The sequence below is a fragment of the Halorubrum lacusprofundi ATCC 49239 genome (assembly GCF_000022205.1).
In the GTDB taxonomy this organism is placed as follows: Archaea; Halobacteriota; Halobacteria; order Halobacteriales; family Haloferacaceae; genus Halorubrum; species Halorubrum lacusprofundi.
Map to the genome: position 1 here is coordinate 1,490,408 of NC_012029.1, position 24,963 is coordinate 1,515,370.

22 protein-coding genes are annotated in these 24,963 nt (G+C 67.9%); 14 read left to right on the top strand and 8 right to left on the bottom strand.

The genetic code is table 11. The features are described 5' to 3' along the window. Nucleotides 1–26: 26 nt before the first annotated feature. Both HLAC_RS07335 and HLAC_RS07340 read left to right on the top strand, forming a co-directional pair. Nucleotides 27–1,544 (top strand): DUF790 family protein, encoded by a 1,518-nt coding sequence (locus HLAC_RS07335; RefSeq protein WP_015910211.1) that lies wholly within the window; start codon nt 27–29, stop codon nt 1,542–1,544. Nucleotides 1,545–1,854: 310 nt separating this feature from the next. Beyond that, complete coding sequence (locus HLAC_RS07340) at nt 1,855–2,439, top strand: cupin domain-containing protein (protein WP_015910213.1); 585 nt, start codon at nt 1,855–1,857, stop codon at nt 2,437–2,439. Nucleotides 2,440–2,541: 102 nt separating this feature from the next. Here HLAC_RS07340 and HLAC_RS07345 read toward each other — a convergent pair whose 3' ends face one another. Both HLAC_RS07345 and HLAC_RS07350 read right to left on the bottom strand, forming a co-directional pair. Further along, the gene (locus HLAC_RS07345) at nt 2,542–3,072 is read right to left on the bottom strand and encodes a DUF7122 family protein (RefSeq protein ID WP_015910214.1); all 531 of its coding nucleotides are present in this window, start codon (nt 3,070–3,072) and stop codon (nt 2,542–2,544) included. Beyond that, nucleotides 3,069–4,013, bottom strand: a complete 945-nt coding sequence (locus HLAC_RS07350; protein ID WP_015910215.1) for an RsmB/NOP family class I SAM-dependent RNA methyltransferase — start codon at nt 4,011–4,013, stop codon at nt 3,069–3,071. Before HLAC_RS07350 ends, HLAC_RS07345 begins: the two co-directional genes overlap by 4 nt. A 113-nt stretch (nt 4,014–4,126) precedes the next feature. On the opposite strand from HLAC_RS07350, the gene HLAC_RS07355 reads away from it, so the two are divergent. After that, complete coding sequence (locus HLAC_RS07355) at nt 4,127–4,867, top strand: proteasome assembly chaperone family protein (protein ID WP_015910216.1); 741 nt, start codon at nt 4,127–4,129, stop codon at nt 4,865–4,867. A 34-nt stretch (nt 4,868–4,901) separates the two neighbouring features. Here HLAC_RS07355 and HLAC_RS07360 read toward each other — a convergent pair whose 3' ends face one another. After that, nucleotides 4,902–6,239, bottom strand: coding sequence for an isochorismate synthase (locus HLAC_RS07360; protein ID WP_015910217.1), 1,338 nt, complete (start codon nt 6,237–6,239; stop codon nt 4,902–4,904). Between the two features lie 83 nt (nt 6,240–6,322). Continuing rightward, a complete protein-coding gene (locus HLAC_RS07365; protein WP_015910218.1) occupies nt 6,323–6,979 on the bottom strand; it encodes a sulfite oxidase-like oxidoreductase in 657 nt (218 codons plus the stop codon). A 234-nt stretch (nt 6,980–7,213) separates the two neighbouring features. Here HLAC_RS07365 and HLAC_RS07370 point away from each other — a divergent pair, with 234 nt between their 5' ends. The 3 genes from HLAC_RS07370 (at nt 7,214) to HLAC_RS07380 (ending at nt 9,871) form a co-directional block, all read left to right on the top strand. Continuing rightward, nucleotides 7,214–7,429, top strand: a complete 216-nt coding sequence (locus tag HLAC_RS07370; protein ID WP_015910219.1) for a DUF7120 family protein — start codon at nt 7,214–7,216, stop codon at nt 7,427–7,429. A gap of 190 nt (nt 7,430–7,619) precedes the next feature. Further along, nucleotides 7,620–7,898 (top strand): UPF0058 family protein, encoded by a 279-nt coding sequence (locus tag HLAC_RS07375; RefSeq protein WP_015910220.1) that lies wholly within the window; start codon nt 7,620–7,622, stop codon nt 7,896–7,898. Nucleotides 7,899–8,011: 113 nt separating this feature from the next. Continuing rightward, nucleotides 8,012–9,871 (top strand): rhomboid family protein, encoded by a 1,860-nt coding sequence (locus HLAC_RS07380; RefSeq protein WP_015910221.1) that lies wholly within the window; start codon nt 8,012–8,014, stop codon nt 9,869–9,871. A 4-nt stretch (nt 9,872–9,875) separates the two neighbouring features. Here the strand turns inward: HLAC_RS07380 and HLAC_RS07385 are convergent, their stop codons facing one another. The 3 genes from HLAC_RS07385 to HLAC_RS17770 form a co-directional block, all read right to left on the bottom strand. Then, a complete protein-coding gene (locus HLAC_RS07385; RefSeq protein WP_015910222.1) occupies nt 9,876–10,499 on the bottom strand; it encodes an METTL5 family protein in 624 nt (207 codons plus the stop codon). Between the two features lie 4 nt (nt 10,500–10,503). Beyond that, nucleotides 10,504–10,905, bottom strand: coding sequence for a DUF7961 family protein (locus HLAC_RS07390; protein WP_015910223.1), 402 nt, complete (start codon nt 10,903–10,905; stop codon nt 10,504–10,506). Nucleotides 10,906–11,125: 220 nt separating this feature from the next. After that, nucleotides 11,126–11,764 (bottom strand): IS6 family transposase, encoded by a 639-nt coding sequence (locus HLAC_RS17770; protein ID WP_012660235.1) that lies wholly within the window; start codon nt 11,762–11,764, stop codon nt 11,126–11,128. 94 nt (nt 11,765–11,858) lie between these two features. On the opposite strand from HLAC_RS17770, the gene HLAC_RS07395 reads away from it, so the two are divergent. The 8 genes from HLAC_RS07395 to HLAC_RS07430 all read left to right on the top strand — a co-directional run bounded on the left by HLAC_RS07395 (nt 11,859) and on the right by HLAC_RS07430 (nt 20,142). Continuing rightward, nucleotides 11,859–12,812 (top strand): transcription initiation factor IIB, encoded by a 954-nt coding sequence (locus tag HLAC_RS07395; protein WP_015910224.1) that lies wholly within the window; start codon nt 11,859–11,861, stop codon nt 12,810–12,812. A 94-nt stretch (nt 12,813–12,906) separates the two neighbouring features. Next, nucleotides 12,907–13,341 carry a universal stress protein gene (locus HLAC_RS07400; RefSeq protein WP_015910225.1) on the top strand — a complete coding sequence of 145 codons (435 nt, stop codon included), beginning with the start codon at nt 12,907–12,909 and terminating at the stop codon, nt 13,339–13,341. 27 nt (nt 13,342–13,368) lie between these two features. Further along, nucleotides 13,369–15,441, top strand: coding sequence for a class I adenylate-forming enzyme family protein (locus HLAC_RS07405; RefSeq protein WP_015910226.1), 2,073 nt, complete (start codon nt 13,369–13,371; stop codon nt 15,439–15,441). 61 nt (nt 15,442–15,502) lie between these two features. Beyond that, nucleotides 15,503–16,651, top strand: a complete 1,149-nt coding sequence (locus HLAC_RS07410; protein ID WP_015910227.1) for an acyl-CoA dehydrogenase family protein — start codon at nt 15,503–15,505, stop codon at nt 16,649–16,651. Nucleotides 16,652–16,734: 83 nt separating this feature from the next. Beyond that, nucleotides 16,735–17,223 (top strand): YeeE/YedE family protein, encoded by a 489-nt coding sequence (locus HLAC_RS07415; RefSeq protein WP_015910228.1) that lies wholly within the window; start codon nt 16,735–16,737, stop codon nt 17,221–17,223. An 11-nt stretch (nt 17,224–17,234) separates the two neighbouring features. Further along, the gene (locus tag HLAC_RS07420) at nt 17,235–17,699 is read left to right on the top strand and encodes a DUF6691 family protein (RefSeq protein ID WP_049933693.1); all 465 of its coding nucleotides are present in this window, start codon (nt 17,235–17,237) and stop codon (nt 17,697–17,699) included. Between the two features lie 114 nt (nt 17,700–17,813). Then, a complete protein-coding gene (locus HLAC_RS07425; protein ID WP_015910230.1) occupies nt 17,814–19,670 on the top strand; it encodes a MutS-related protein in 1,857 nt (618 codons plus the stop codon). Next, nucleotides 19,663–20,142: a DUF8009 family protein gene (locus tag HLAC_RS07430; protein ID WP_015910231.1), complete on the top strand. Its 480-nt coding sequence runs from the start codon at nt 19,663–19,665 to the stop codon at nt 20,140–20,142. Before HLAC_RS07425 ends, HLAC_RS07430 begins: the two co-directional genes overlap by 8 nt. Nucleotides 20,143–20,181: 39 nt before the next feature. On the opposite strand, the gene HLAC_RS07435 is transcribed toward HLAC_RS07430, so the two are convergent. Beyond that, nucleotides 20,182–24,960 carry a DUF7997 domain-containing protein gene (locus tag HLAC_RS07435; protein ID WP_015910232.1) on the bottom strand — a complete coding sequence of 1,593 codons (4,779 nt, stop codon included), beginning with the start codon at nt 24,958–24,960 and terminating at the stop codon, nt 20,182–20,184. Between the last annotated feature and the right edge of the window lie 3 nt (nt 24,961–24,963).

The following is a 24,963-nucleotide window of genomic DNA, read 5'->3' on the forward strand; positions in this document are numbered from 1 at the left end:
AGGTCGGCGATCGCGTAGCCGCGGCCGTGTTACGCAAAGACCTCCTGCGCGTCTCGCGGGCCGGCGGCGGGTACCGGCCGCGCTTTGCGACCCGCGAGCACCGTCCGCTCGCGGCGCGGGTGCTCGGGACCTTCGAGTCCCACGTCGGGGAGCGGCGCGGTGACCTCGACGACGCGCTGGCGGCGCTGGAGGCCGACGCCGCCGAGTCCGGCGGCGACTTCAAGCTCGTCCGCGGGCTCGCGGCCTTGATCGAGCGCGAGTGCGTCTTCGAGACGCGCGCGCCGGTCCCGCCCCAGCGCGTTCGGCGCGCGGCGTTCGAGGCCGCGGAGGCCGTCGGCGTCGCGAGCGAGACCGAGCGCGAAACCGCGATCGACCGCGCCGCCGACGCGCTCGGGATCGAGCCCGGGGACGTGGAGGCGTCGCTGTACGCCGACCGCGACGTCAACGAGATCCTCGTCGACGCCGACGTGCGGTGGGACCCGGACTCCCTCCTCGAACAGTACGACCTCTCGCTCGCACAGACCGCGCTGTTCGACGCCACCGAGGTCCGGATCCGATCGAACGACCCGAAACGGCTCGTCTCGGCGGTCAAGCGGCTCCGGCTGATGTACGAGGTGGAGACAACCCCCGAGGGCCGAGAACTGGTCGTCACCGGGCCGGACGCGCTGTTCTCGCGCACCCGGCGCTACGGGACCGCGTTCGCGCGACTGCTCCGGACCGTCGCGAAGTCCGCGGAGTGGGAGCTGTCGGCGACGATCGACGACCGCGGCCGCGAGCGCACCATGCGCCTCTCCGACGGCGACGTGACGGTTCCGGGCGTCGAACCGGTCGCGGAGCCGGACTTCGACAGCGGCGTCGAGGCCGACTTCGCCGGGCGGTTTCGCGGGCTCGACCTCGACTGGACCTTGGTGCGCGAGCCGGAAACCCTCGAAACCGGAAACCGGGTGATGATCCCCGACTTCGCGTTCGACTACGACCACGCCGACTTCCGGCTGTTCTTCGAGGTGATGGGGTTTTGGACCCCCGAGTACGTCGCGAAGAAACTCGGCCAACTCGCTGACGTGGAAGATGTGGATCTGCTGGTCGCCGTCGACGAGAGCCTCGGCGTCGGTGAGGAGATCGCCGCGCGGGACCACCGCGTGGTGAGCTACTCGGGGACCGTCCGCGTGAAAGCGATCGTCGACGTGCTCCGCGAGTACGAGGCCGAGTTCGTCGCCGATGCGGCCGCCGACCTCCCCGAGTCGCTCTCGCCGGACGCGGACGCGATCGGGCTCGACGAACTCGCGGACGAGCACGGCGTGAGCGTCGAGGCGATCGAGGACAAGTCGTTTCCGGACCACGAACTGGTGGGGCGGACCCTCGTGCGGCCTGCGGTACTGGAGGCGGCGGGCGAGAAGCTTGAAGCCGGAATGGCGTTCTCGGAGGTTGAGTCAATACTCGACGACTATGCGATCGACGACGCGAGCGCCGCCCTCTCGCGGCTCGGGTTCCGGGTCGAGTGGGAGGGGCTCGGCGGCGGGACGGTCCGAGAAAAAGGCGAGTAGCCGACGGCAGAGCCGTCGGTGGCGAGTACTGAACCACGGAGGGGGGGATCCAACTCTTTGGTAGGTGCCGTCCCTCCCGCTTAGTCAGCGGCCTGCCGCTCCTGAAGGAACGTCTCGGTCTGGTGCACTTCAGAGTCGCCGCGACGGCAGTTCGATGCGCTCACGATACTTCGGCGGAATGTCGCTCTCACCGAGGATGTACTGCTTGAGCACTGGCCATCCGTGGACGCCCATATACGAAAGAGATATGTGATTTGGTAACATACCAGTATCGCTTATTGAGGACACACATTCAGTAGGCGGAGATAACATGACATCGAACGAGACCGGAGCAGGGAACGGGATATTTCGTCGAACGGTATTGAAGGCCGGTACAGCCACACTAGGCGCGCTCGGACTCGGTATGATTACCCCCGTAACCGCCAGCGGCCAAGAGAGCACGCATTCAAGCGAAACCGAAGAGGTTGACAGCCCCGTCGGGTTCGGTGTCGAAGTTCTTGCAGGGCACGCAAACTTCCCAGATGAGGTGGCCGCGGAGTTTCGGACAACGTACGACGAGGGTGACAGTGAGGCCATCGTCTCGAACCTCCCCAGCGACGCGTCGAGCGTCATCGTCGCCAAAGTGACCTGGGAGCCGGAGGGGACATCCGGCTGGCACACTCACCCGGGCCCAGTTATCGTCAGCGTTGCGGAGGGAGAACTTCAACTGATAAACGAGCGCGACTGCGTCGAGCGCACCTACGGAGCGGGCGAGGCGTTTATCGATCCTGGGCAGGGAAACATCCACGTCGCCTCAAATCCCAGCACGACCGACACCGCCGTGGCCTACGCGACGTTCCTCGGCGTGCCCGACGGTGAGCCAGCGACGGTGTGGGTCGCACCAGCGGATTGCTGACAGCCCGATACTCGGATGGCGTCGCCATCCGAACAGATTTAGGATGCGATTTGTCGCTAGCGAGGACTGATCTGCCACCGATCGCTCACGGTGGGAAAGATGTCATTCGACGACCGGTAGGTCCGCACGGCTGCCCTTCGGCACCACCGAGCGAAGTTCGTCGTAGAGGTACAGCCCCACGCCGATCGGCGCCTGCTCCCCGGCGACCTCGTGGGTCGCTATCAGGTATCCCCAGTCGCCATCCCACTCGGGGAGATCCTGGTCCTCGCCGGCGGCGAAGGTGACGGCCTGCTCGGGATCGAGTTCGATCACGTTCTTCGTCGCGTGGGCGCCGAACCGAGAGACGGCCCGCCCCGTCGGCTTCCAGTGGTCCTGTCGCGTCCGGAGGAAGGTCATCCCGATCGCCTCCACCTCGCTGGGGTCGGTCGCCTCGCCGTTGAAGATCCAGACTTTCCCCGCCCCCTTCTCCCAGAAGCTGTACTCCTCGAAGACGGTCGGCTCGATCCCGAACCGTTCGTCCCACCAGTCGAGCACCTCCCGTCTGCTCGCGCGCCCGTCCACCTCGCGGTCATCAGGGGTCTCCGGGAGGCGGTCGAACTGCTGACCGTCGTTGGTGGGGGCGGCGTCGGTCACGCGGCCACCTCCTCGTCTCCGGTCTCGTCGTCCTCTCCGCCCACCCGAAGTTTCGCGCAGAAGAACCCGCCCGTGTCGTTGTGGTGCGGGTAGACGCGGTGCGCGCGCGTCACCGATTCGTCGTAGGTCTCGCCGTCCCACTCCGTCACTCCCGGAACCGTGTCGAGCGGGAGGTCGAACGCGACGATCTCGCAGTCCTCCTCGCCGAGGACGTGATCGAGCACCGCCTCGTTCTCCTCGGGCGCAAACGTGCAGGTGGAGTAGACGACGGTGCCGCCCGAGCGAGTCGCCTGCACGGCGCGGGCCAGAATTCCTTTCTGGATCCCGGCGACCGCGTGGACGTGATCGAGGGTCCACTGGTCGACGACGTCCAGGTTCTTGCGGCAGGTCCCCTCACAGGAGCAGGGGGCGTCGACGAGCGCGCGATCGAACTCGTCGAACGCGAGCGGCTTCGTCGAGAAGTTGCGCGCGTCCTGATTCGTGACGATCGCGTTCGTTATCCCGAGCCGCTCGGCGTTATGCCGGAGCGCGGAGAGCCGACCGAGGTTGTTGTCGTTGGCGACGACCGTCCCCTCGTCGTTCATCGCGTCGGCGATCTGGGTGGTCTTGCTGCCGGGAGCCGCGCAGGCGTCCCAGACGTGCTCGCCGGGCTGCGGGTCGAGCGCGAGCCCCGGAAGCACGGACACCTCCTCCTGCCCGTGAGTCCAGCCGTGGACGTACGGCCAGTTCCCGCCGGGGTTGCCGTCCGGGAGCCGAAAGAGGCCGTCGTGCCAGTCGACGGGCTCGTAGGCCACGCCCTCCTCGTCGAAGGCCTCACGGACGCGGGCCGGCGAGGCCGCCATCTCGTTCACGCGGACGACCGACGGCAGCGGCCGGTCGCAGGCCGCACGGAACGCTGCCGCGTCGTCGACGAGCGGCTCGTACCGCTCTAACGGATTCATGGCCACCCTTGCGCGCCGGGCGGTTAGTCGGTTTCGGGATGGGGCGGGCGGAGGCCCCACGCCACCGCCCCTCGCGCCCTACCTTTAGGTCGACAGCGGGAGTATGCGAACGTATGGCGCGCATATCCGTCATCGACGACGAAATCTCGCTGGACGAGCCGACGCTGGTGGAGGGGTTCCCGGGCGTCGGGCTCGTCGGCAAGATCGCGACCGACCACATGATCGAGGCCCACGAGATGGTCCACTACGCGAACGTCCACTGCGACGGGCTCCCGCGGGTGACCGTCTACCGCGAGGGCAACCGAGCGCTGACGACGCCCGTGCGGCTGTACGTCGACGAGGAGCGCGACCTCGTCGCGCTCCGCAGCGACGTGCCGGTCAATCCCGGCGCCGCGACCGAGGTCGCCGGCTGTCTGGAGAGCTGGTTCACGGAGACGGCGACGTTCCCGATCTTCCTCTCCGGGCTCGGCCGCGAGAAGGACGAGGCGCCGCCCGACCTGTACGGTGTCGCGACCGGGAGCGGCGGCGATGCGCTCTCGCGCGCCGACATCGAGGACCCGCCGGAGTCGGGACTCATCTCCGGGCCGACCGGCGCGATGCTCGCGGAGTCGCTGGAGCGCGGCCGCGACGCGGTCGGGCTCGTCGTCGAGTCGGACCCGCAGTTCCCCGACCCGGAGGCGGCGCGGGTCCTCATCCGAAAGGGGATCGACCCGATCGCCGGGACGGAGACGACAACCGAGGGGCTCGTCGATCAGGCGACCGAGATCCGGGACGCGAAGCAGGCGTTCGCGAAGCAGATGCAGGAGGCGACGGAGGAGAGCTCGCAGGCGGAGCCGCTGAAGATGTTCCAGTGAGACTCAAGCGGACCCCTTGACTCGAAACGACCCGTCAGTTCCCGTCCTCAAGCTCGTCGAGTATCGGTCTGTACTTGAGTTGGACCTCGTCCCACTCCCGGTCGGGGTCGGAGTCGGCGACCAGACCGACGCCGGCGAAGAGCGTGGCGCGACGGGGGGTCGCCACCGCGGACCGGATCGCGACCGCGAACGCGCCGTTGCCGGCGGCGTCGATCCAGCCGACCGGCGCGGCGTACCACCCGCGGTCGAACGGCTCCGTGTCGTGGATCGTTTCGAGCGCGCGGTCCGGCGGGAGCCCGCCGACCGCGGGGGTCGGGTGGAGCGCCTCGACGAGGTCGAGGACGTGGCGGTCTGCGTTCAACTCGGCCGTGATCGGGGTGTGAAGGTGTTGGACCGTGGCGAGCCGGCGGACCCGACGCTCGCCAGCGGAGATGGAGGCCGCGAACGGCTCCAGCTGCTCGCGGACGGTGTCGGCGACGAGCTCGTGTTCGTGGACGTTCTTGGCGTCGTCGAGCAGCTCGCGCGCGAGCCACTCGTCCTCGGCCGGCGTCTCCCCGCGGCCGGTCGTCCCCGCGAGCGCGTCGGTCTCGACGGTCCGGCCGCGCAGCGCGACCAGCCGCTCGGGGGTCGCGCCGAAGAAGGCGCTCCCGCCGGCGTCGGGCTCGAAGTAGTAGCGGTGGCAGTCCGGGTACTTCTCCGCGAGCCGGTCCAGCGTCGCCGCCCGCGGGAACGGCGCGGCGAGGTCGGCCTCCAGCGCCTGCGCCAGCACGACCTTCTGCAGGTCGCCGCCGCGGATCCGGTCGACCGCGGCCTCGACGCTCCGGCGCCACGCCTCGCGGCTCGTCGTCCGGCGAGTCGCCGCGATCCCGGGTCGCGGCGGGCGGTCGACCGTCGTCGCGAGCCCCGCAAGCCGGTCGCGCTCGGTGGCCAGTCGAGCCTCGACCGCGTCCGGGTCGGCGTCGTCGCCGACCGCGTTCACCGTGAGCCACGTGCCGTTGTCCGCGAACGTGACCTGCACGCGCGGAAGGACGAACCGCGCCTCCGGGAACGGCCCCCACGGGTCGCCGTCGCACCCTCCGTCGTGGAAGGCGAACCCGCCGAACAGGCGCGGGCGGGCGGCCTCGGTCCCGGCGTGGACGTCGCCGGAGTCGAACAGATCGTCGGCGCCGGCCCGGATCTCGGCGAACCGATCCGGGCCGCTGGCGGTCAGCGTCGCGGCCGCGCCGCTGGCGAGCACGAGCGCGTCGTCGGGGGCGTTCCACGTCGTTCGCGGCGCCGGGAGGGCGTCGAACGCGGCCGCAAACGCGGGCGCATCGATCCCGGTCGTGCGGCTAACGAGGGTCGACGCCGGGGACGAACGCGCCCGTTTCATTGGCTTCGGGTCAGGACCGGGGAACCTTTATGTTGACTATCGCGGGGACCGGTAGGAGAGCGGTCGGATGAGCGCTCGGAGGGTTAGCTGTAGCGCTCCTCGTTCCACGGGTTCGCGGTGTCGCTGTAGCCGCGCTTCTCCCAGTAGCCGAGTTCCTTCTCCGTGAGGAACTCGACGCCCGAGACCCATTTGGCCCCCTTATACGCGTACTTGTGCGGCGTGACGACCCGAATTGGCCCACCGTGGTCCGCTGGGAGGTCGTCGCCGTCGAATCCGTACGCGAACAGCACGCCCTTGCGGGCGCACTCCTCCAGCGAGAGGTTCGTCGTGTAGCCATCGAGCGCGTGGAACAGGACGTGCTCGGCGTCATCGTGTACGCCCGCGCGGTCGACGATCTCCTCGAACTCAACTCCGGTGAACGCGCAGTCGAACTTGCTCCAGCCGGTCACGCAGTGGAAGTCCTGCCGCTGGGTCACCGAGGGGAGATCGCGGAACGCGGACAGCGAGTACGAGAGCGGCTCCTCGATCGCGCCCCAGACCTCGAACTCGAACGTCTCGGGGTCCCACGAGGGCGTCCCGCTCTTCGAGAGCACCGGAAACCGGTCGGTCTCGCGCTGTCCCGGCGGGAGTCGCTCGTTCCCGTACTCGCGGTAGAGATCCGTGAGATCCTCGATTGCGTCGGCATCGGTGGCGCCCGTGTCCCCGCGGGCGTCGGCGTCGGATGCGCCGGCATCGGTCATGACACCCAGTACGCCCCGGCGTCACCTATGAATGTCGTTCTCGTGACGGCGACCGACGGGTACGATCTGGAGAACGATCGTAGACATATTGGAGAGTATTCACGAGTTGCAGTATATAAAAGAGTTATTTGAAACTCTGGAACTTAGCTTTCAATATTGCCCGAAATCGGTTTCTAATAGCCGTAGCATCGACGCCACATTTATATACCCATTCCCATTACTCCCGGACAGGAAATGCCACAAGTAGAGATAACCGTGCCGGAGCATCTGGAAATGCAGATCGCTCAGATGGTCGAGCAGGGGGAGTTCCTCAACCGCGAGGAGGCGGTCGAAGAGCTTCTGTCGACGGGGATAAAGGCGTTCAAGACGAGCGGTCCGCGAGACGAGGAGGACTCCGGTGGGTTCGAAGACGAGGGGATGATGGGCCACGAGGACGAGTACGTCTTCTGAGACGTCGCGTCTCGCTGACGTCATGCCGTCGCGTTCGGGCCTGATTTCGGCGGTCCGTTCCGATCCCTTCGTCGTCTCCGCGATTCCCTCCATCCCCGCGCTGTTTTCGCATCCCGGAGTCGAAATGCAATAGAAGCGTGCGTATACCCCTCAACAACGCTTAAAGGGTGTACGCCCCCTATCAAAGGGTATGCACAAAGACGAGCTCCTCGAACTCCACGAACAGATGGTGACGATCATGGAGCACTTCCGCAACCACGAGACTGTGGACGGCTCGCTTTTCGACCCCTACGACGAACTCGACGTCGACCCCTCCCACGTCCACAAATCGAAGAGCGAACACAAACACGCCGTGTTCGTCCTTGGCAACGCCCTCGCGAACGTGATGAGCGAAGATGAGTTCTCTCCCGCCGGCCGCGTCGGCAAGCGGATGAAGGAACTCGCCGACGACGCCGAAAGCAAGATCTGAGCCGACAGTAGCCGGATTGGAGACCGTCTCGCGGCCGACGCAACCGCGAGAGCCAACTGTCGACGAAATCGTGACCCGCGAACGCTTAAGCGCTCGGCTGCTCCCTCATCAACATGGTCGCGGAGGCGCTTTCGTCGAACACCGTCCACCTCGTCGCTGGCGGCGCCCTTGTTGCTGTCGCGCTTGCCGTCGTGTATCAGGCTGACCGACCGAGAGGAGCGTGGACGCGAGCGCTTCGCTCCCGCTTTCTCCTCGGCGTCCCGTGGGGGACGCTCGTCGCGATCGCCGCGGTCGTCGCGGTCTACCTGTTCGTGCAAAGCGGGCTGGAGAACCCGAACCGGCCAGTCGTGATCCCGTTCCGCTCGTGGTCGTACTTCTACCCGGAAGGAATGCTCTGGTCCGGGCTCGCGCACTCCGGGCGGAGCCACATCACCGGAAACCTCCTGTCGACGCTCGTTGCCGGCGCGCTCGCCGAGTATGCCTACGGGCACTTCCCGGACAGCCGTGAGATCGACGACGAACCCGGACCCGTGCGGTCGGCGCTGTCGTCGGCCGGTTCATCGTCTGCCACCGTCTCTCTCACGTCGCTCCCCTCCCGCGCGTCGCTCCCCTCCCGCGCATCGATCCGGAAATCGCTCGCGGTCGGGTCGGTCTCCCGCGAATCGCTCGCCACGAACCCCTACGTCCGGGCGTTCGTTGTCGTTCCGGGGGCGATGTTGTCGTTCGGCGTCCTGGCGTCGCTGTTCGCGCTCGGGCCGGTGATCGGTTTCTCGGGCGTGGTGTTCGCGCTGTGGGGGTTCGCGCTCGTCTTCTACCCGGTCACAACGATCGCCGCGCTCACGGGGGCGACGCTGGTGAACGTGACCTACGAGACGCTCCGGAACCCGGTCGTCGTCTCGGAGGCGAGCGGATCGTACGGCGCACCGAGCTGGGCGAACATCGCGATACAGGGACACGCGATCGGGCTGATCGCGGGGATCCTCGCCGCGGTGTGGCTCGTCCGGCGGAGACGCCGACGGGAGACGACCGAGTGGATCGATCCGGAATCGCGGACGAGCGCGCTCGTCGCGTTCGGCGCAATCCTGCTGTTTGGGGGGTCACGCCGGCTCTGGGCAATCTACTGGTACCTCGGGAGTGAGCGATACGAACTGTACCGCGCGATCGGGCTCGGCCTGCTCACGGTCCTCGCAGCGATCGTCGCGCTCGCGATCGCCGGGCGCGACGAGCCGATCCGGCCGGATCTGGCGGTTCCGGAGCCGGAGACGATCAGAGACGGTGTCCGGTCTGCGACGCCCGCGGCAATTGGCCTCCTGCTGCTCGTTTCGGCACTAGCGATCGTGGCCGGGCCGGGAATCGCCCCGAATCTGGTCGCCGTCGACGACGACGAACTCCCGGGCGATCCGATCGAAGTTTCGGGGTATCAGGTGACGTACGCCGAGAACGTCGAAGACCGTGTGGTGAGCGTCGTCGAGATGGAGGCGTTCGGTCGATCGACGAGCGTCAACACCTCCGGGGTGATCGTAGCGAACGCCGACCGGGAGATATGGACCACGGCGGTCTCGAAGGGGAACCTCGCCTTCTGGGGGTACCGCGCGGTCGACGTGGGCGGGACGGGCTGGCGCGAGACCGTCTGGGTCCAGCGCACCGGCTGGGTAGCGGCGAACGGTGGGCCGACCTACCGGGTCGATGCGGTGCGCAACGAGACGCGCTCGACGCTGTTCACGAGCGAGCCGGCGCGGGCCGAGCCACGGATAGACGGTCGGAACGTCACGGTCGCGGCCGTCGAGGGCGGGTTCGAACTGCGCGTCGAGGGCGACGGCGGAGAGACCGAGATCGCCCCACTCCCGGCGGTGAACGAGTCGGTGACACTTCGGGAAGTCACGTTCGTTCGGGAGAATAACGCGGTGTTCGCGGAGCGCAGGGAGACCCGGGTGCGGATCGCTCAGCGAGAGCGGTACGAGGGGCGGCAGTAAGAGGTCACGCCCACTCGATCCGGTACACTTCGGCGTCGATATCGCGGGAGGCGTCGGTGTGATGGTCGAACTGCGCCTCGATCGCGAAGTCGGCGGCGAACGCGTGGGTGACCTCACCACCGTTGTCGGCCGCGAACGCTTCGACGAACTCGCGGCTGCCGGCGTTGTGAACCGAGTAGGAGACGGCCGCAACGCGGCTCGCAGTCGCGAGGAACCCGCGATCGGCGTTCCGGTTCCCGTTCTGTGCGCCGAACGGCGGGTTCATCAGGACGGTCACGGGGTCGGGCACGTCGAGCGGGAGCCGCGTCGCATCGCCTTGAATCCAGTGGACGGACGCGCTCGCGGCGACCCGTCGCTCGTTTTCGATCGCGGTCGAGAGCGCGCCGCGATCAAGTTCGATCCCGAACACGCGCGCGGGACCACGGAGGGCGGCCGCCAGCGCGAGCATTCCCGTCCCGGTGCCGAGGTCGAGAACGGTTCGGCCGTCGATGTCGCCGTGGAGATCCGCGAGATGAACGACGTGAGCCGCCAGATCCGGCGGCGTCGGGTACTGTTCGAGCGCGGCGCTAGGGGCTTCGAAACCGGCGACCACGCCAAGCTTGGTCGCGAGCGAGCGCTTCGACGCCATTCGATCAGGCGGCAGACGACCCGTCGTCGACGCGAACGAGTTCGACGCCTTCGCGGCGCGCGCGCTCGGCGAGCGCCGACAACGCCGGCTCGGCCGCGTTCCGATCGGGGACTTCGTCGAGCCGGACCTCGATCCGACCGGCACCGAGGAAGGACGCGGCGCGGACAAGTTCCCGGAGCCGGTCGGCCTCGCGCTGAGTGGCAAGCGTGTCGCCGCCGTCGAACCGGGCCGCGACAGAGAGGGTTGCGGGCTGGTAGCCGCGGGCGGAGAACTCGGCTTTGAGGTCTCGGAGGTGTTCTGGCGCGGTGCTTTCGAGGTCGGCGGCGTCGACGACGATCGGTTCGATCTCGGCCGGGCGACAGCCGCGGAGCGCCGCTTTGATCCCATCGGACTGCGTCGTGCTCATGTTTCGCTATATGTATTAGTAATACAAAAGCTTTGTTGAATGTTTAGTAGTAATACATCAGTGGTCATATTTCGTGTTCGCCCCAAGGGGGCTCCGGGCCTCATTCTGCAGAGCAATGAAAGAACAAAAGAATGTAGACGTACCGTACAGCGCTTGAAGAGCTGTTTTGACCGCATCTAGAGGGATCACCGTGAGGAGTCGGACGGACTGATTGGTCGCGTTAAGTTTGGCGTGAATTGTGGTAGACGGCGAAGGCTTCGAGCCAATTTTGAGCTGTCTCAAGCGCGACATTGCTGAAACTATTCGCAAACGATGATGTTCGACGTTCTATTTCCCAAAAGACACGTTCGATAGCATTCCGATTTCCATGCCGAATCACTCGGAATCGATAGCCATCTTCAGCGAGGACTGGTCCAAGATAGTCTGCGTCATCGACGAGAAATTCCACGTCATTGAGCCTGTATCGCTGGTGTAGATCGGTCAGAAACCATCGCGTCGTCTGTTTCGTTGTGGTCGGATAGAGGCTCACATGAAGGATTTCGTTGGTATATGGATCAACCGCGCCGTACAGCCAGAACTGCTGGCCGTGGAGGCGGATCATCTTTTCATCAACCGCGAGTTGATCCGCAGAAACCGTCGAGATCGGTTGTAGATCGGCTTTATGAACCCAGTTGTGAATAGCGACATGACTCCGATCAACCCCAAATCTTTCGAGATGCTTACTTACCTCTCTCAGTGACATACCGGCTAAGTGACAGCGGATCCCTACTTCAATCGCCCAGCGCGGCGTTCGATCTCGCTCCACAAACGACAAGTCAATCCACGCGATACCTTCGCTGAGGCGGTCGAATTCTGCCATAGACACTCAGAACTCGTCCGCCCCATCCTCTAACTTAACGCGACCGACTGATTCGGACAAAGGTTTAAATGCGGCAATAACCAGAAACCTTATAATGGAACGTCCGAGCCGCCAACGCCAACAAGAGCGGGAGACCGAGCGAGAGTCGGACGAAGAAACGCTCTCCTGTCCGGAGTGCGATTCGACCGAGATTGTCACCGACGCCGACCAAGAACTCGTCTGCGAGGACTGCGGCCTGGTGCTGGACGAACGGAACATCGACCGCGGGCCGGAGTGGCGCGCGTTCAACCACTCGGAGCGGCAGTCGAAGTCGCGCGTCGGCGCCCCGATTACCGAGACGATGCACGACAAGGGGCTGACGACGACGATCGACTGGAAGGACAAGGACGCATACGGGCGGTCACTCTCCTCGGAGAAGCGGTCGCAGATGCACCGGCTGCGCAAGTGGCAGGAGCGCATCCGGACGAAGGACGCGGGCGAACGCAATCTCCAGTTCGCGCTCTCTGAGATCGACCGGATGGCCAGCGCGCTGGGCGTCCCGCGATCGGTACGCGAAGTCGCCTCCGTCATTTATCGACGCGCGCTGAACGAGGACCTGATCCGCGGGCGGTCGATCGAGGGCGTCTCCACCGCTGCCCTCTACGCCGCCTGCCGGCAGGAGGGGATCCCGCGGTCGCTCGACGAGGTCGCCGACGTGTCGCGTGTCCCGCAAAAGGAGATCGGGCGCACGTACCGCTATATCTCACAGGAACTCGGCTTAGAGCTGAAGCCGGTCGACCCGAAACAGTTCGTTCCGCGGTTCGCGTCGGCGCTCCAGCTCAGCGAGGAGGTCCAGTCGAAGGCGACGGAGATCATCGATGTCTCCGCCGAGCAGGGGCTTCTCTCCGGGAAGTCACCCACGGGATTCGCCGCGGCCGCCATCTACGCCGCCTCCCTCCTCTGTAACGAGAAGAAGACCCAGCGCGAGGTCGCCGACGTCGCGCAGGTCACCGAGGTCACCATCCGCAACCGGTATCAGGAGCAGATCGAAGCGATGGGATTCCGCTAGGGCCGCGATCGAGTCCGTCGATCGGAGGAACAGCGCGTCTGACGCCCCGCCGTGATCGGGTTTTTAATTGGTACCGGGCGTACCCTGCGACGAGATGTACTCCCAGATCCTCGTGCCGACCGACGGCAGTCCGGCCTCGGACGCCGCGATCGAGCACGCGATCGACCTCGCCCGGCACTACGACGCCCGCCTTCACGCCCTCTACGTCGTCGACGGCGCGGCGTACTCGACGCTCGAAGCGGGCGCCGACATCGTCGTCGAGGCGCTCGAGTCCGAAGGGAAAGAGGCCACCCGTCGCGTCGCCGACGCCGCCGCGGACGCGGGCGTCGACTCCGAGACGACGGTCGCCACGGGCACCGCCTACCGGTCAATCCGCGACTACGTCGACGAGAACGACATCGACGTGATCGTGATGGGGACGCACGGCCGGAAGGGGCTCGACCGCTACCTGCTCGGCAGCGTCACGGAGCGGGTCGTCCGGACCTCCGACGTGCCGGTACTGACGGTGCGCCAACCCGCCGATGAGTAGACGACGCTCGCGACCACGGTGACGACGATGCGCGACTGGCTGTCACACCGCGTCGTCTCCTCGCCGGACGACACCGCACTGATACGGGCCGAAGACGGGGAGGCGTGGACCTACACGGACCTCGACCGGCTCGTCTCCGAGACCGCCGACCGGCTCGTCGCGCACGGCATCGAGGCGGACGACAGGCTCGGCGTGCTCACGCCGCCGTACGTCGGCACCGTCGGGCTCGTCCACGCCGCGATGCGGATCGGGGCAACATTCGTTCCGCTAGGGCAGGAGCTCACCGAGCGGGAGCTCACCGAACGCGTCGAACGGGCCGACCTCGACGCGGTGGTGTGCGCGGAGCCGACGGAAGGGGCCGCGCTCGGCGCGGTCGAGGAGTGTGAGGGGGGCGACGAGATCCCGGTTCTCTCCGTCGACGATCCGGCCGCCGAGGCCGTCACAGCGGTACACAGCGTCGATCCCGGCCCGGTCGAGCCGCCGGAGTGGGCGACCACTGATTACCTCTGTATCCTGTTCACCTCCGGGACGACGGGCGATCCAAAACCGGTACCGCTCACCGCGGGCAACGTGTACAGCTCGGCCGTCGCCTCCGCGTTCCGACTCGGCGTCGACCACGAGGACCGGTGGCTCGTGTCGCTGTCGCTCCATCACATGGGCGGGCTCGCCCCGGTGTATCGGTCCGCGCTGTACGGGACGACCCTGGTACTTCAAGAGGGGTTCAGCCCGGGCGGCACCGCCGACGACATCGACACCTACGACGTGACCGGAATCTCGCTGGTTCCGACGATGCTACAACAGATGCTCGATCGGCGAGGAACCCTCTCGGACACGCTCCGGGTGGCGTTGCTGGGTGGAGCGCCCGCACCGGACGAGCTGATCGAGCGCTGTCGCGACTACTCGATCCCGGTGTACCCGACCTACGGGATGACCGAGTCGGCCTCACAGATCACGACCGCGACGCCCCGACAGACGAAAGGACGGCTCGGCACCGTCGGTCGACCCATCTTCGGCACCGACGTGACGGTCGTCGACGAGAACGGGACACCGGTCGAACCCGGAGAGACCGGCGAGATCGTCGTCGACGGCCCGACGATAACGCCCGGATACATCGACGGGGCGGGAGCGCAACGGGGGTCCGACAACACACGCACCGGGGGTGGCAAAAACGGCGCAGATGGATCGAACACCGCCGCGCTCGATCGATCGTCGTTCGGCTCGCACGGCCTTCACACCGGTGACGTGGGGTGCTTCGACGACGAGGGGTACCTTTACGTACTCAACCGCCTCGACGACCGGATCATCACCGGCGGAGAGAACGTCGAACCCGGTGAGGTGATCGACGTGCTCCGAGAGTTCCCGTCGGCCGAGGACGCCGCCGTGGTCGGGCTCGACGACGACGTGTGGGGCGAGCGCGTCTCCGCGCTGCTCGCGGTCGGCGACCGGCTGCGAGATACCGAGGTGACCGCGGAAGGACCGACTGGAGTCGACGGACTAGATGAGTCTGACGAGCCTGACGGAGGAGACGACGACGACAGGGAGCCAACTGATCCGGACGGAGGAGACGAGAGCCGACCGGACGAGAACGGATCGGACAAGGAGGGACCGGACGAGAGCGACGCGGCGCCGCTCGTGGACGACGAGCAGCTCGTCTCGTTCGTCCGGGACCGGCTCGCGGGGTTCAAGATCCCGAAGACCGTCGCGTACGTCGACGAACTCCCCCGAACCGTGTCGGGAACCGTCGATCGGGAAGCGGTGCGCCGAATCCTCCGCGATCGCGGATACGATCCGCGGAGGGACGCCGATCTGGAGACGGCGGGATTCGAGCCGGCCGAACCGACCGAACCGGCCGGCCCAGACGACCCAGACGATCCGGCGACAGCGCCGGCGACATCGAACGATCGGGAGGAAACAGGGGACGGTGAACGCGTCGACGACGGTGGTACCGACGACGACGATGAAACCGACGACCAAAGCGTCGGTGATGATAGTCGCGATGGCGAGGGGAGCGGTGACGATGGTAGCGGCGACGACGGTGGCGATGGCGACGAAGACGCGGCCGAACGCAGCGAAGCGATAGACGACCGTGTCGGCGGATAAACTGTCCCGAAGTTCTCCGTTGTTCCACGAACGTTTTGACCACGGGGTCCACAGACGAGACATGGATCTGCTCGACGACAGCATCGTTCCGGAGCGCGCGAGAGACGTGAAGAGGGAGGCCCGCGAGTTCGCCGACGAGTACATCGCCCCGAACGCCGAGGCGTACTACGACTCGGGCGAGTACCCGTGGGAGGTACTGGAGGCGGGGATGGACGCCGGGCTCATCGCCCAGGACATCGGCGAGGAATACGGTGGGAAGGGGTTCGACCTCGCACAGGTGCTCGCGATCGCGGAGGAGTTCTACCGCGCCGACGCCGGCATCGCGCTCACGCTCCAGTTGGCGAGCTTCGGCTGCGAGATGGTCGAGCAGTACGGCACCGACGAACAGAAGGAAGAGTACCTCCGACCGGTCGCGGAGAACGACCAGATTTCGGGGCTCGCCGTCTCTGAGCCGGAGACCGGCTCCGACCTCGCGGGGATGACGACGAAAGCCGAGAAGGTCGACGGCGGCTACGAGCTCACCGGCGAGAAGTACTGGGTCGGCAACGCGGTCGAGGCCGACTGGCTCACCGTCTACGCCAAGACCGGCGACAGCGAGGACCGCTACTCCAACTACACGCTGTTCATCGTCGAAACCGATTCGGACGGCTACGAGGCGGAGCATATCCCGGAGAAGATGGGGATGCGCGCCTCCAAACAGGGCCACATCGTCTTCGAGGACTGCTTCGTCCCCGAGGAGAACGTCGTCGGCAGCGAGGGCGGCGGCTTCTACGTCCTCGCCGACTTCTTCAATCACGGCCGCGTCATCGTCGGCGGCCACGGGCTCGGGCTCGCCGCGGCCGCCATCGAGGAGGCCGAGGAATTCGTCCACGGGCGCAACGCCTTCGGCCGCACCGTCAACGAGTTCCAGGCGGTCCAACACACCCTCTCGGACATGCGAATCGGCTTCGAGTCGGCTCGCGCGCTCAACTGGCGCGCCTGCGAGAAGGTCGCGGACAACGACAACGCGGGCTACTGGGCCGCGCTGGCGAAGACCAAGTCGACCGAGGTCGCCACCGACTGCGCCGAGAAGGGGATGAAACTCCACGGCGGGCGCTCGATCCTCACCGACCGCCGGATCGCCCGCGTCTACCGCGACGTGCGCATCCCGGTGATCTACGAGGGCGCGAACGACATCCAGCGGAACCTCATCTATCGCCAGTCGCGGTAACGACTGCGAACGTCCGAATCCCCAAGGCCGCAAGATGAGGAGGGGGGCGTAGAAATTACCCGTCTCGGGCGCGCACGAAGGGTATGAACGAAGCGCTACCGCTCATTGAGACCCTGTTCCCGCGAGGGATCGCGCAGTACCTGATCGGGGGGATCCTCATCGGGCTCGGGACAGTAATCATCTACGTCGGCACCGGAATCCACGCCGGGGCGAGCACGTTCCTCGAATCGACGCTCTCGTATGGCTCGAAGCTCCGCCACTTTCAGCAGCCGAAGTTCGTGGCGTCCCGCGATTGGCGAGTGGTGTTCACCCTGGGCATCGTCGCCGGCGCGGCCGGCTACTCGCTGGCGACCGGCGAGTTCGGCTGGACCACCGAGGTGCAGCCCTGGCGGCTGTTCGTCGGCGGGGCCCTCGTCGGCGTCGGCACGCGACTCGGGAAAGGATGTACCTCCGGACACGGCGTCTGCGGAGTCGGCTCGGGCTCGCGGACCTCGATCGTCAACGTCGCTATCTTCGTGCTCGTCGCCGTCGGCGTCGCACAGCTCGTCATGGCGCTGGGGGTGACGCCATGAGCGGCGTCGGCGTGATCGCCGACCACGAGAGCCACCCGCTGTTTCTGCCGCTCGTCTTCGTCGGCGGCGCGGTGTTCGGCGTCGGGCTCGCGGTCAGCCAGATGGCCCGTCCCGAGATCGTCTTGGAGTTCCTCCAGTTTCGGGACTTCGGGCTGGTGTTCGTGATGGGCGGCGCGAGCGCCGTTGCCGGCGTCACGTTCTGGGCGCTCTCGCGGTCGGGCCGGAGCGCGCCGCTCACCGGGAAGCGGTTCGGGCGACGGCTCAAGTCGATGGACCGAGACGTGATAGTCGGCGGCGGGATCTTCGGCGTGGGATGGGGGCTCTCGGGGATCTGCCCGGGTGCTGCGTACGCGAGTCTCGGCATCGGGAACGCCGTAATCCTCTACGGCGTCGCCGGGATGTTCCTCGGCGCCTATCTCCAGGGCTACCTGCGAGAGGCGCGGTCGGACGCCGAGTCGCCGGCGTCCGCCGACTGAGGAGCCGTCACGCATCGGGACGACCGAGTGCGAGACCGTCGGGGCGAGTGGAGCCCGTCGAGACGTCGCCGAGAGGGACGAAAACGCCAAGACGCCGGAGGGACAGTACCCCGTATGCGACTGGAGGACTACTGGGGGATCGGCCCGAAGACGAGCGAGCGGCTCACGGAGTCGCTCGGGACCGAGCGGGCGATCGAGGCGATCGAGGCGGCCGACGTCCGGGCGCTCGTCGACGCCGGGCTCCACCGCGGGCGAGCCACCCGGATCCTCCGCCGCGCGAACGGCGAGGCCGGCATGGGTGTCCTCGCGACTGGCGACGCACGCTCGGTGTACGACGACCTCCTCACGGTAGCGGCCGGCCACGCGCTGACGGACCACGCCGCCGACCGAATCCGGGTGTTGACGCCCCTCACCGAGCGGAGCGCGATTGAGTCGCGGCTCGATGAGGTGGTCGCCGCTCGCGACGCGTGGGCAGCACTCGACGACGGCGAGCGCGACCGCGTCGTCGCCGCGTTCGACGACTACGACGCGGCCGAGGGCTCCGATCTGGCGGCCGTCGAGACCGCGGTCGCGCTGCGCGATGTGGGTCTCACGGAGACGCCCTTCGAGGATATCGGGGCGCTGGATGGCGACAGCCTGCGCGACGCCGCCGACGCCCTCGCCGACGTGCGGGGTGCGATCGACCCGACGGGCGTCGACGGCGACGGCGAGATCGAGGTCGCGCGCGGTGCGGACGACGAGCTTGACCGCCTGCGTGAGCAGTTCGACGCGGCGGAGGAGCTGGCGAACTCCGCGTTCGACGTGCTTGATACGGTTCGGGACGGCTCCCTGCGCGACTTCGAGGCGCTGGAGGCAGCGACGATCGACCACGTCGCTCGCGAGACCGGCGTCGATCCGGCGACGGTGCGCTCGGTCGCGCCGGACGACGCGATCGACGCCGCCGACTTCGTCTCCGCCACGCTCCGCGATCTGGTGACGGAACTGGAGGCGGCGGTCGCGGAGCGCGAGGAGACCGTCGCGGCCGACATCCGCGAGCGGATCGGCGGGATGCGAGTTGGGGATGAGGGAGACAAAGGTGAGAAAGATGACGAAGCTGACGAAGCGGCGACCGGAACCGTCGCCGGCGCGGTCGCGGCCGTCTCCGACGCCGCGTTCCTGCTGTCGCTCGCGCGGTTCGCGGTCGCGTACGATCTGACTCGACCGACCCTCGTCGACGACGGCGTCGCGGTGCGAAACGCTCGCAACCTCTTCATCGACGGCGAGGTCCAGCCGGTGTCGTACGCGATCGGCTCACACTCGCTTGCGGGCGAACCCGGCGTCGCGAGCGTCGACGCGCCGCCGACCGGCGACCGCGTGAGCGTCCTCACGGGGGCGAACTCGGGCGGGAAAACCACCCTGTTGGAGACGCTGTGTGCGGTGGCACTGCTGGCGTCGATGGGGCTTCCGGTGCCGGCCGAGGAGGCGGAGGTCGGTGCGTTCGATCGGATCGTGTTCCACCGACGGCACGCCTCCTTCAACGCCGGTGTGTTGGAGTCGACGCTGAAGTCGGTCGTCCCGCCGCTGGTCGAGGACGGGCGGACGCTGATGCTCGTCGACGAGTTCGAGGCGATCACGGAGCCGGGCCGAGCCGCCAACCTGCTGAACGGGCTCGTGACGCTCACCGTGGACCGCGGCGCCCTCGGCGTGTACGTCACGCACCTCGCGGAGGACTTGAGCCCGCTGCCCGAGGCCGCCCGGATCGACGGTATCTTCGCCGAGGGACTCACGAACGACTTGGACCTCCGCGTCGACTACCAGCCGCGGTTCGGTACCGTCGGGAAGTCGACGCCGGAGTTCATCGTCTCGCGGCTCGTGGCGAACGCGAAAGACCGCGGCGTCCGCGCCGGGTTCGAGCACCTCGCCGGCGCGGTCGGCGAAGAGGCGGTCCAGCGCACCCTCTCGGACGTGGAGTGGTCGGAAGGCGATGACTGACGACGACTCGGCCGCGTCCGACGATCCGGGCCGGATCCGGTCGATCGCGGTCCACCGCGACGACGTGTCGACCGCGCTGGAGGCGACCCTCCGAAGCGATCGCGAGGTCGTGCTCCGCGTGACCCCGCCCTTTTCGGGGCGGATGCGCGCCCGCCTGCACAACCTCGGGCCAGGCGGATCGGGTTCGTCTCCGGAAGCAGTCACGAATGCGGACGACGAGGAAGGCTCCGACGGCGATCCAGCCCCGATACACGTCGATCCGCGAGATCTCGTTGTCGATGTCCCACCATACCCGGAGGTCGACGAGACGATGGCGAACGACCCGGACGCCGACCTAGAAGCTCGTCGGAAGCAACACACCGAAGCCGTCGAATCGTGGCGCGAGGCGGTTCGAGAGTCGGTGGTCGACGCCGTCGAACTCGACGCCGGCGACCGGTCGACCGTCGAGGTTGACGTGGTTGCGCTCGGGTGACTGCTCTCTCGGATCGTTTTAAAAGAAACCCGCTCTCAGCTACACCCGAAGCCGCTTAACAGCCGTGCCGGCACCTGAGAACTCGTCGAGGATCGCGTCGGTATCGGTCGCCTCATCGCCCGCGTCGGCCGCCGTATCGTCCGCGCCGCCGTCGGTGTTCGCGGCGGCGACGACGACCGTCTTCGCATCGAGCGCCGCGTCGAGGCGGAACTCGTACTCCCCGTCCTCGACCGTCACGAGCGCAGATTCGTCCGGCGTGTACACCGCGACCACGTCGGCGGTGGTCTCGCCGGCGACGACGAGATGGTTGTTGACGTACTCCGCGGTCGCGTCGAGGTCGGGCGTCGCCGAGCGGTCGCGCTCGACGTAGCGGTCGCGGACGACCGTCGGCGTCTCGACGGGTTCGCCGGCCTCGACCCCGTGAGCGAGCCGGATGAACCCCGCCATCGACCACGCGAGCGGGGTGGCCCCCCCGGTTCCCTCGCCGAACTCCCAGCCGTAGTTGGTCGGATGCTCACGGTCCCACACCTGCTCGGGGAGCATCCGTCCGGAGTTGCCGAACCCGGCCATCGTCTCCAAGAGAGCGTCGGGTTCGAGGGCGTCCTCGTCGGTACCGCCAAAGGCGTCTGGGCCGTCGGCGCGAGCGCGTAGTTCGTACTCGCCGCGCTCGCCGGTGAAGATCGGCCACAGCCGACCGCGGCCGTCACCGGTGCCGGCCCACGGGCCGCCCGGATCGCTGCGCGCCAGTTCGCCGTACGCGTCGCCGACGTACCGGTACCACGCGGGACCGTACGGGGTGTCGACGCGGATCGAATCGTCGACGACCGACACGGAGTTGCGGACCACGTCGTCGTCGGCGGGCTTCACGCCGAGTCGGACCAGTTCGAGGAAGCCGCCGTCAACGATCTCCCGCTCGTCGTAGGTGGGGCCGTCGTTGGCGATCGTCCGGGGGCGCCCGGACTCGGGGTCGCCGTCGGCGGTGACCCGGAGGTAGTACGGCGTCTCGGCGTGCCGCTCGGTACCTGTGGCCGTCGCGCACCATTCCTCGACGCGGGTCGTCCAGTCGTCCGCGAGCGCGAGCCACGCGAGGGCGTCGGCACGGAGTGAGTCGGAGTCAGCGTCCGGTCCGGATCCGGAACCGGCGTTTCCGGCCTCGATCCGATCGGCCTCGGCGACCGCAAGCGCGGCGCCACAACAGAGCCCCGCGATCTCGGCGGCGATGCTCGACGGCGAAAAGCCGGCCTCCTCCTCCCAGCGCTCCTGAGCCGTCTCCGGGCCGTTGGCGGCGATATAGCCGAGCGAGCGACGGACCTGATCGTAGGTGTAGTCGGTGTCGCCGGGCGAGATCCCGTGTTCGTACAGTTGCCACGCCATCACCGACGGGAACGCGATGTTGTCCATCTGCTCGCCGCCCCACCGAGTACGACCGTCGATGTAGGTGTTCTGCGGGAGGAACCCGTCGTCGTCCTGCTGGGTGTTGTACAGGTACGCGAGCGCGTCGGCACCGCGTTCGACCTCGCCAACCTCGATCAGCGCGGTGAACACCTGATAGAGGTCGCGCGACCAGACGAAGTTGTAGCCGTAGCCTCGGTCTTCGGCGGCGTACTCGGTCTCGCCCCACGGTACCGACGGGCTGGCGATCCCGGCGCCGTCGTGCCGTTTGTCCTCGACGGCCGCAAGCGTCATCAGCGCGAACCGGTACTGCGTCTCTAGGTCTGCGTCGCCGGTCACGGAAGCGGGGAACTTCCGGTCGGCGAGCCACTCGCGCCACGTCTCGACGTACGACTCGGAGATGTCCGCGAAGCCGCGGGAGATGGCGCCGCGAGCCTCTCCGAGGGCGGCGGCGGTGTCGGCGTTCTCGGCGAACCCGAGCGCGACCGCGTCCGACACCTCGGTACCGCTCCCCACGAGTCCGGCGAGTACGACGTTGCCGGTGGCCGTCTCGGTCCCCTCGCCCCGGTCGCCGTCGGCGAACAGTGCACCCGCCTTGTCGCTGCCCGCCGCGAGCACGCTCGCCCACTCGAAACCGTCGTCGCTGTCAATCGCGAGCGCGACCTCGAAGGAGTCGCCGTCGTCGTCGACGAGCTTCCCCGTGCTGCGCTCGGCGGCGTCGTTGTTGCGCGCGAGGAGGTGGTAGCCGTCCGAGTCATCGACGCGGTCGCCGCGGTCGTTCGATCCGACGTTCGTGATCGTCGTGTCGACTAAGGCGTACACGTCGTACTCGCGGCTCCCCTCGAACGCCACGTCGGCGAGGATCGCGTCGCCGTCGGTATCGACCGCGTACTCGACGGTGAGCGTCCAGCTGTGGCCGTGGCCATCGCCAGTCTCGCAGATCGTCTGCGTGTACGCGAGGGCGTCGTCGACGGTGGGCTCCGTGGTCCGCTCGACCGTCTCCGTCGCCGTCACGTGGCTCGTCTCGTCGAAGGTCCGGACCGTGTACCCCGTCTCCGGGTCGGCGACGAGGAAGTCGAACGTCCGGACGTTCATCACGTCGATCCGGGGGAACCGCGCCTCGGTGAGCGCACCCTCGGTCAGCGTGAACCAGACCGGGACCGGGTCGGCGGCCTTGTGGTCGGCCGGCGTCCCGACGCCGAACTTCCGGCCGGTCGTCCAGTGGGGTGCCTCGTCCGGCCCCCGCGGCTCGTCGTGCGGGACCGGGAGCGCCCCGTGTCTCGCGAGGGTCACCGTCGCGTCGATCCGGAGGGCGTGCGACCACGCGATCGGGGTCGCACCGTCGAGGTCGCCGTCGTCGAACGCCTGTTCGGCGATGAGCCCGGCGTCGTTGACGAACGGCCCGTCGGGCTCACACAGCGCGTAGAGGTCGCGCGCGGCGCTGAAGAGGTCGGCTGCGTCCCCGTCTCGCTCGCGGATGAGCCCGCCCAGTTCGGCGGCGGCCGTCGCTCCCCACAGCGTCGCGATCGACCACACCTTCGCGGCGCCCTGCTCCGCGGTGCGCCAGTCGTCGCCCCAGAACCGAACGAGCCCCTCCACGTCGGCCGTCTCGCGGCGTAGCTCGCCGATCGTCGTCAACACGTGCGTCGTCACACGGTCGAGGAACGCGTCGAAGTCGACGTCGGCCGCAGCCGGTGTGGTGTCGATCTCGGGAGTCGAACCGCCGTCGGCACCGATCTCGTTGCGCTCGTCGCGCAACGCGGCGTACTCGGTCGCGGCGCTCGCAAGCGCGAACGTGCTCGCGTCCGAGCGGTCATCGCGGCTCTCAGCGCTCGCCCGCTGGGGGAATCGCTCCGTGTCCGGGTTCCACCGACCGTTTAGGCCCGCAAGGGCGGCGTCGGCCGCGTCGGCGGCGTCGGCCCGCACATCATCGGGGAGCGGCGCGCGCGCCACGGCAGCGAACGCGCGGAGGTAGGTCGCGCCGGTGTGAGTAAACCGGCCGAGCGCGTTCTCCCAGCAGTTCTGACACCGGCGGGGGAGCCCGTCCGGCTCGGTCGTCTCGCGGAGGAAATCGATAGCGTCCGCGATTGTGTCGTCGACACGATCGCGCCACTCAGGGGGGAGGTCCGTGGTTCGGCGGAGTCGGGCGAGGAAGGCGACGACGGACGCGGGCTGATCCAGCTGATCGTTCGGGCCGGCGGTGGCGTTCGCACCCTCGATTCGGGCGTTCGCCCAGCCGGGCGCGACCTTGCCGGAGTCGGCCCACACCCGGTGGGGCCACGAGCCGTCCGCGTCCTGCGTGCGACAGAAGAAGGAGGCCGTCGCGAGCAGCTCCTCGTCGGCGTCCAAGCCGAGCTCGTCGCTCGCGCCGAGCAGGGCCAGCGACGTCTCCGCCTCGTCGCGGAACCACGTGTAGCCGTAGCCGCCGGACGTGGAGTAGAAGGGGTCGAACTCCGGGGCGGCGATCCGCGCACCGGACTCGGCAGTGAGTAGGTCGAGCGCGCGGAGGTCACCCGCGACCACCGACCGCCGCGGCACGTCGTCGGGGACGGTCGGACCACGACCCTCGGCGGCCTCGCGGAGGTCGTCGGCGTCGGGGTACGCGGTCGCGATCCGCGACAGCTCTTCAATGCGGCGCTGACGGTCCGGACCGTCCGAAATCGCGTCCTTGGCGTCATCGACTGTCTCTCGGGTCTCCCGCCTGTCGAGGACGGCGCGGCTCGCAAGCGTGACGCGCTCGGTCCGGCCGTCGCGCTCGAACGGCGCGCGGACGACCACGTCGGGGGTGAGCCGAGAATCCTCGCGTTGGTCGATCTCGCCGCGGTGCGGGAACCCCTCGCCGCTCTCGCCGAGCAGTTCGGAGACAGTGCGGAGCCGCTGACCGTGGGCGGCCGACAGTCCCGTAGAGGCCGTGAGAAAGTCGTGTTCGGTCCGATGGTACACCTCGACGACGCTTCCGGACTGGGGGCCGGCCTCCTCGTGGACGAGGTTACCGACGCGGCCCTCGACCATGTCCGGCGAGAACGCGCAGGCCGCGACGAGTTCCGCGTCCGCTGGCGGGGCACCGCGCAGCTCGACGTGGGTGAGGTGGGTGTCGCTCACGACCAGGTCGAACTGGTGGACGGTGTAGCGGCCGGCGTCATACTCCGTTTCGACGAGCGGCGTATCGCCGTCGTAGTGCTGGCGGGTCGTGGTCAGGTCGTCGAGCCAGCGGACCCCCCGCCCGGCCGTGATCCCCATGCGGAGTCGGTCGGCGCCACCGACCCCAGACAGGGAGTACGAACAGTCGTGGACGGTCCCGTTCGGTCCGACGTGGACCAGCCGACCGTCGTCGCCCGTGAACGCGCCGGCGGTCGTCGGGCGCTCCGCCGGGTAGCGCTCGCCGCGCCGACGTTCGTGTTCCGTGAGAGCGGTTCGCAGTCGCATGGG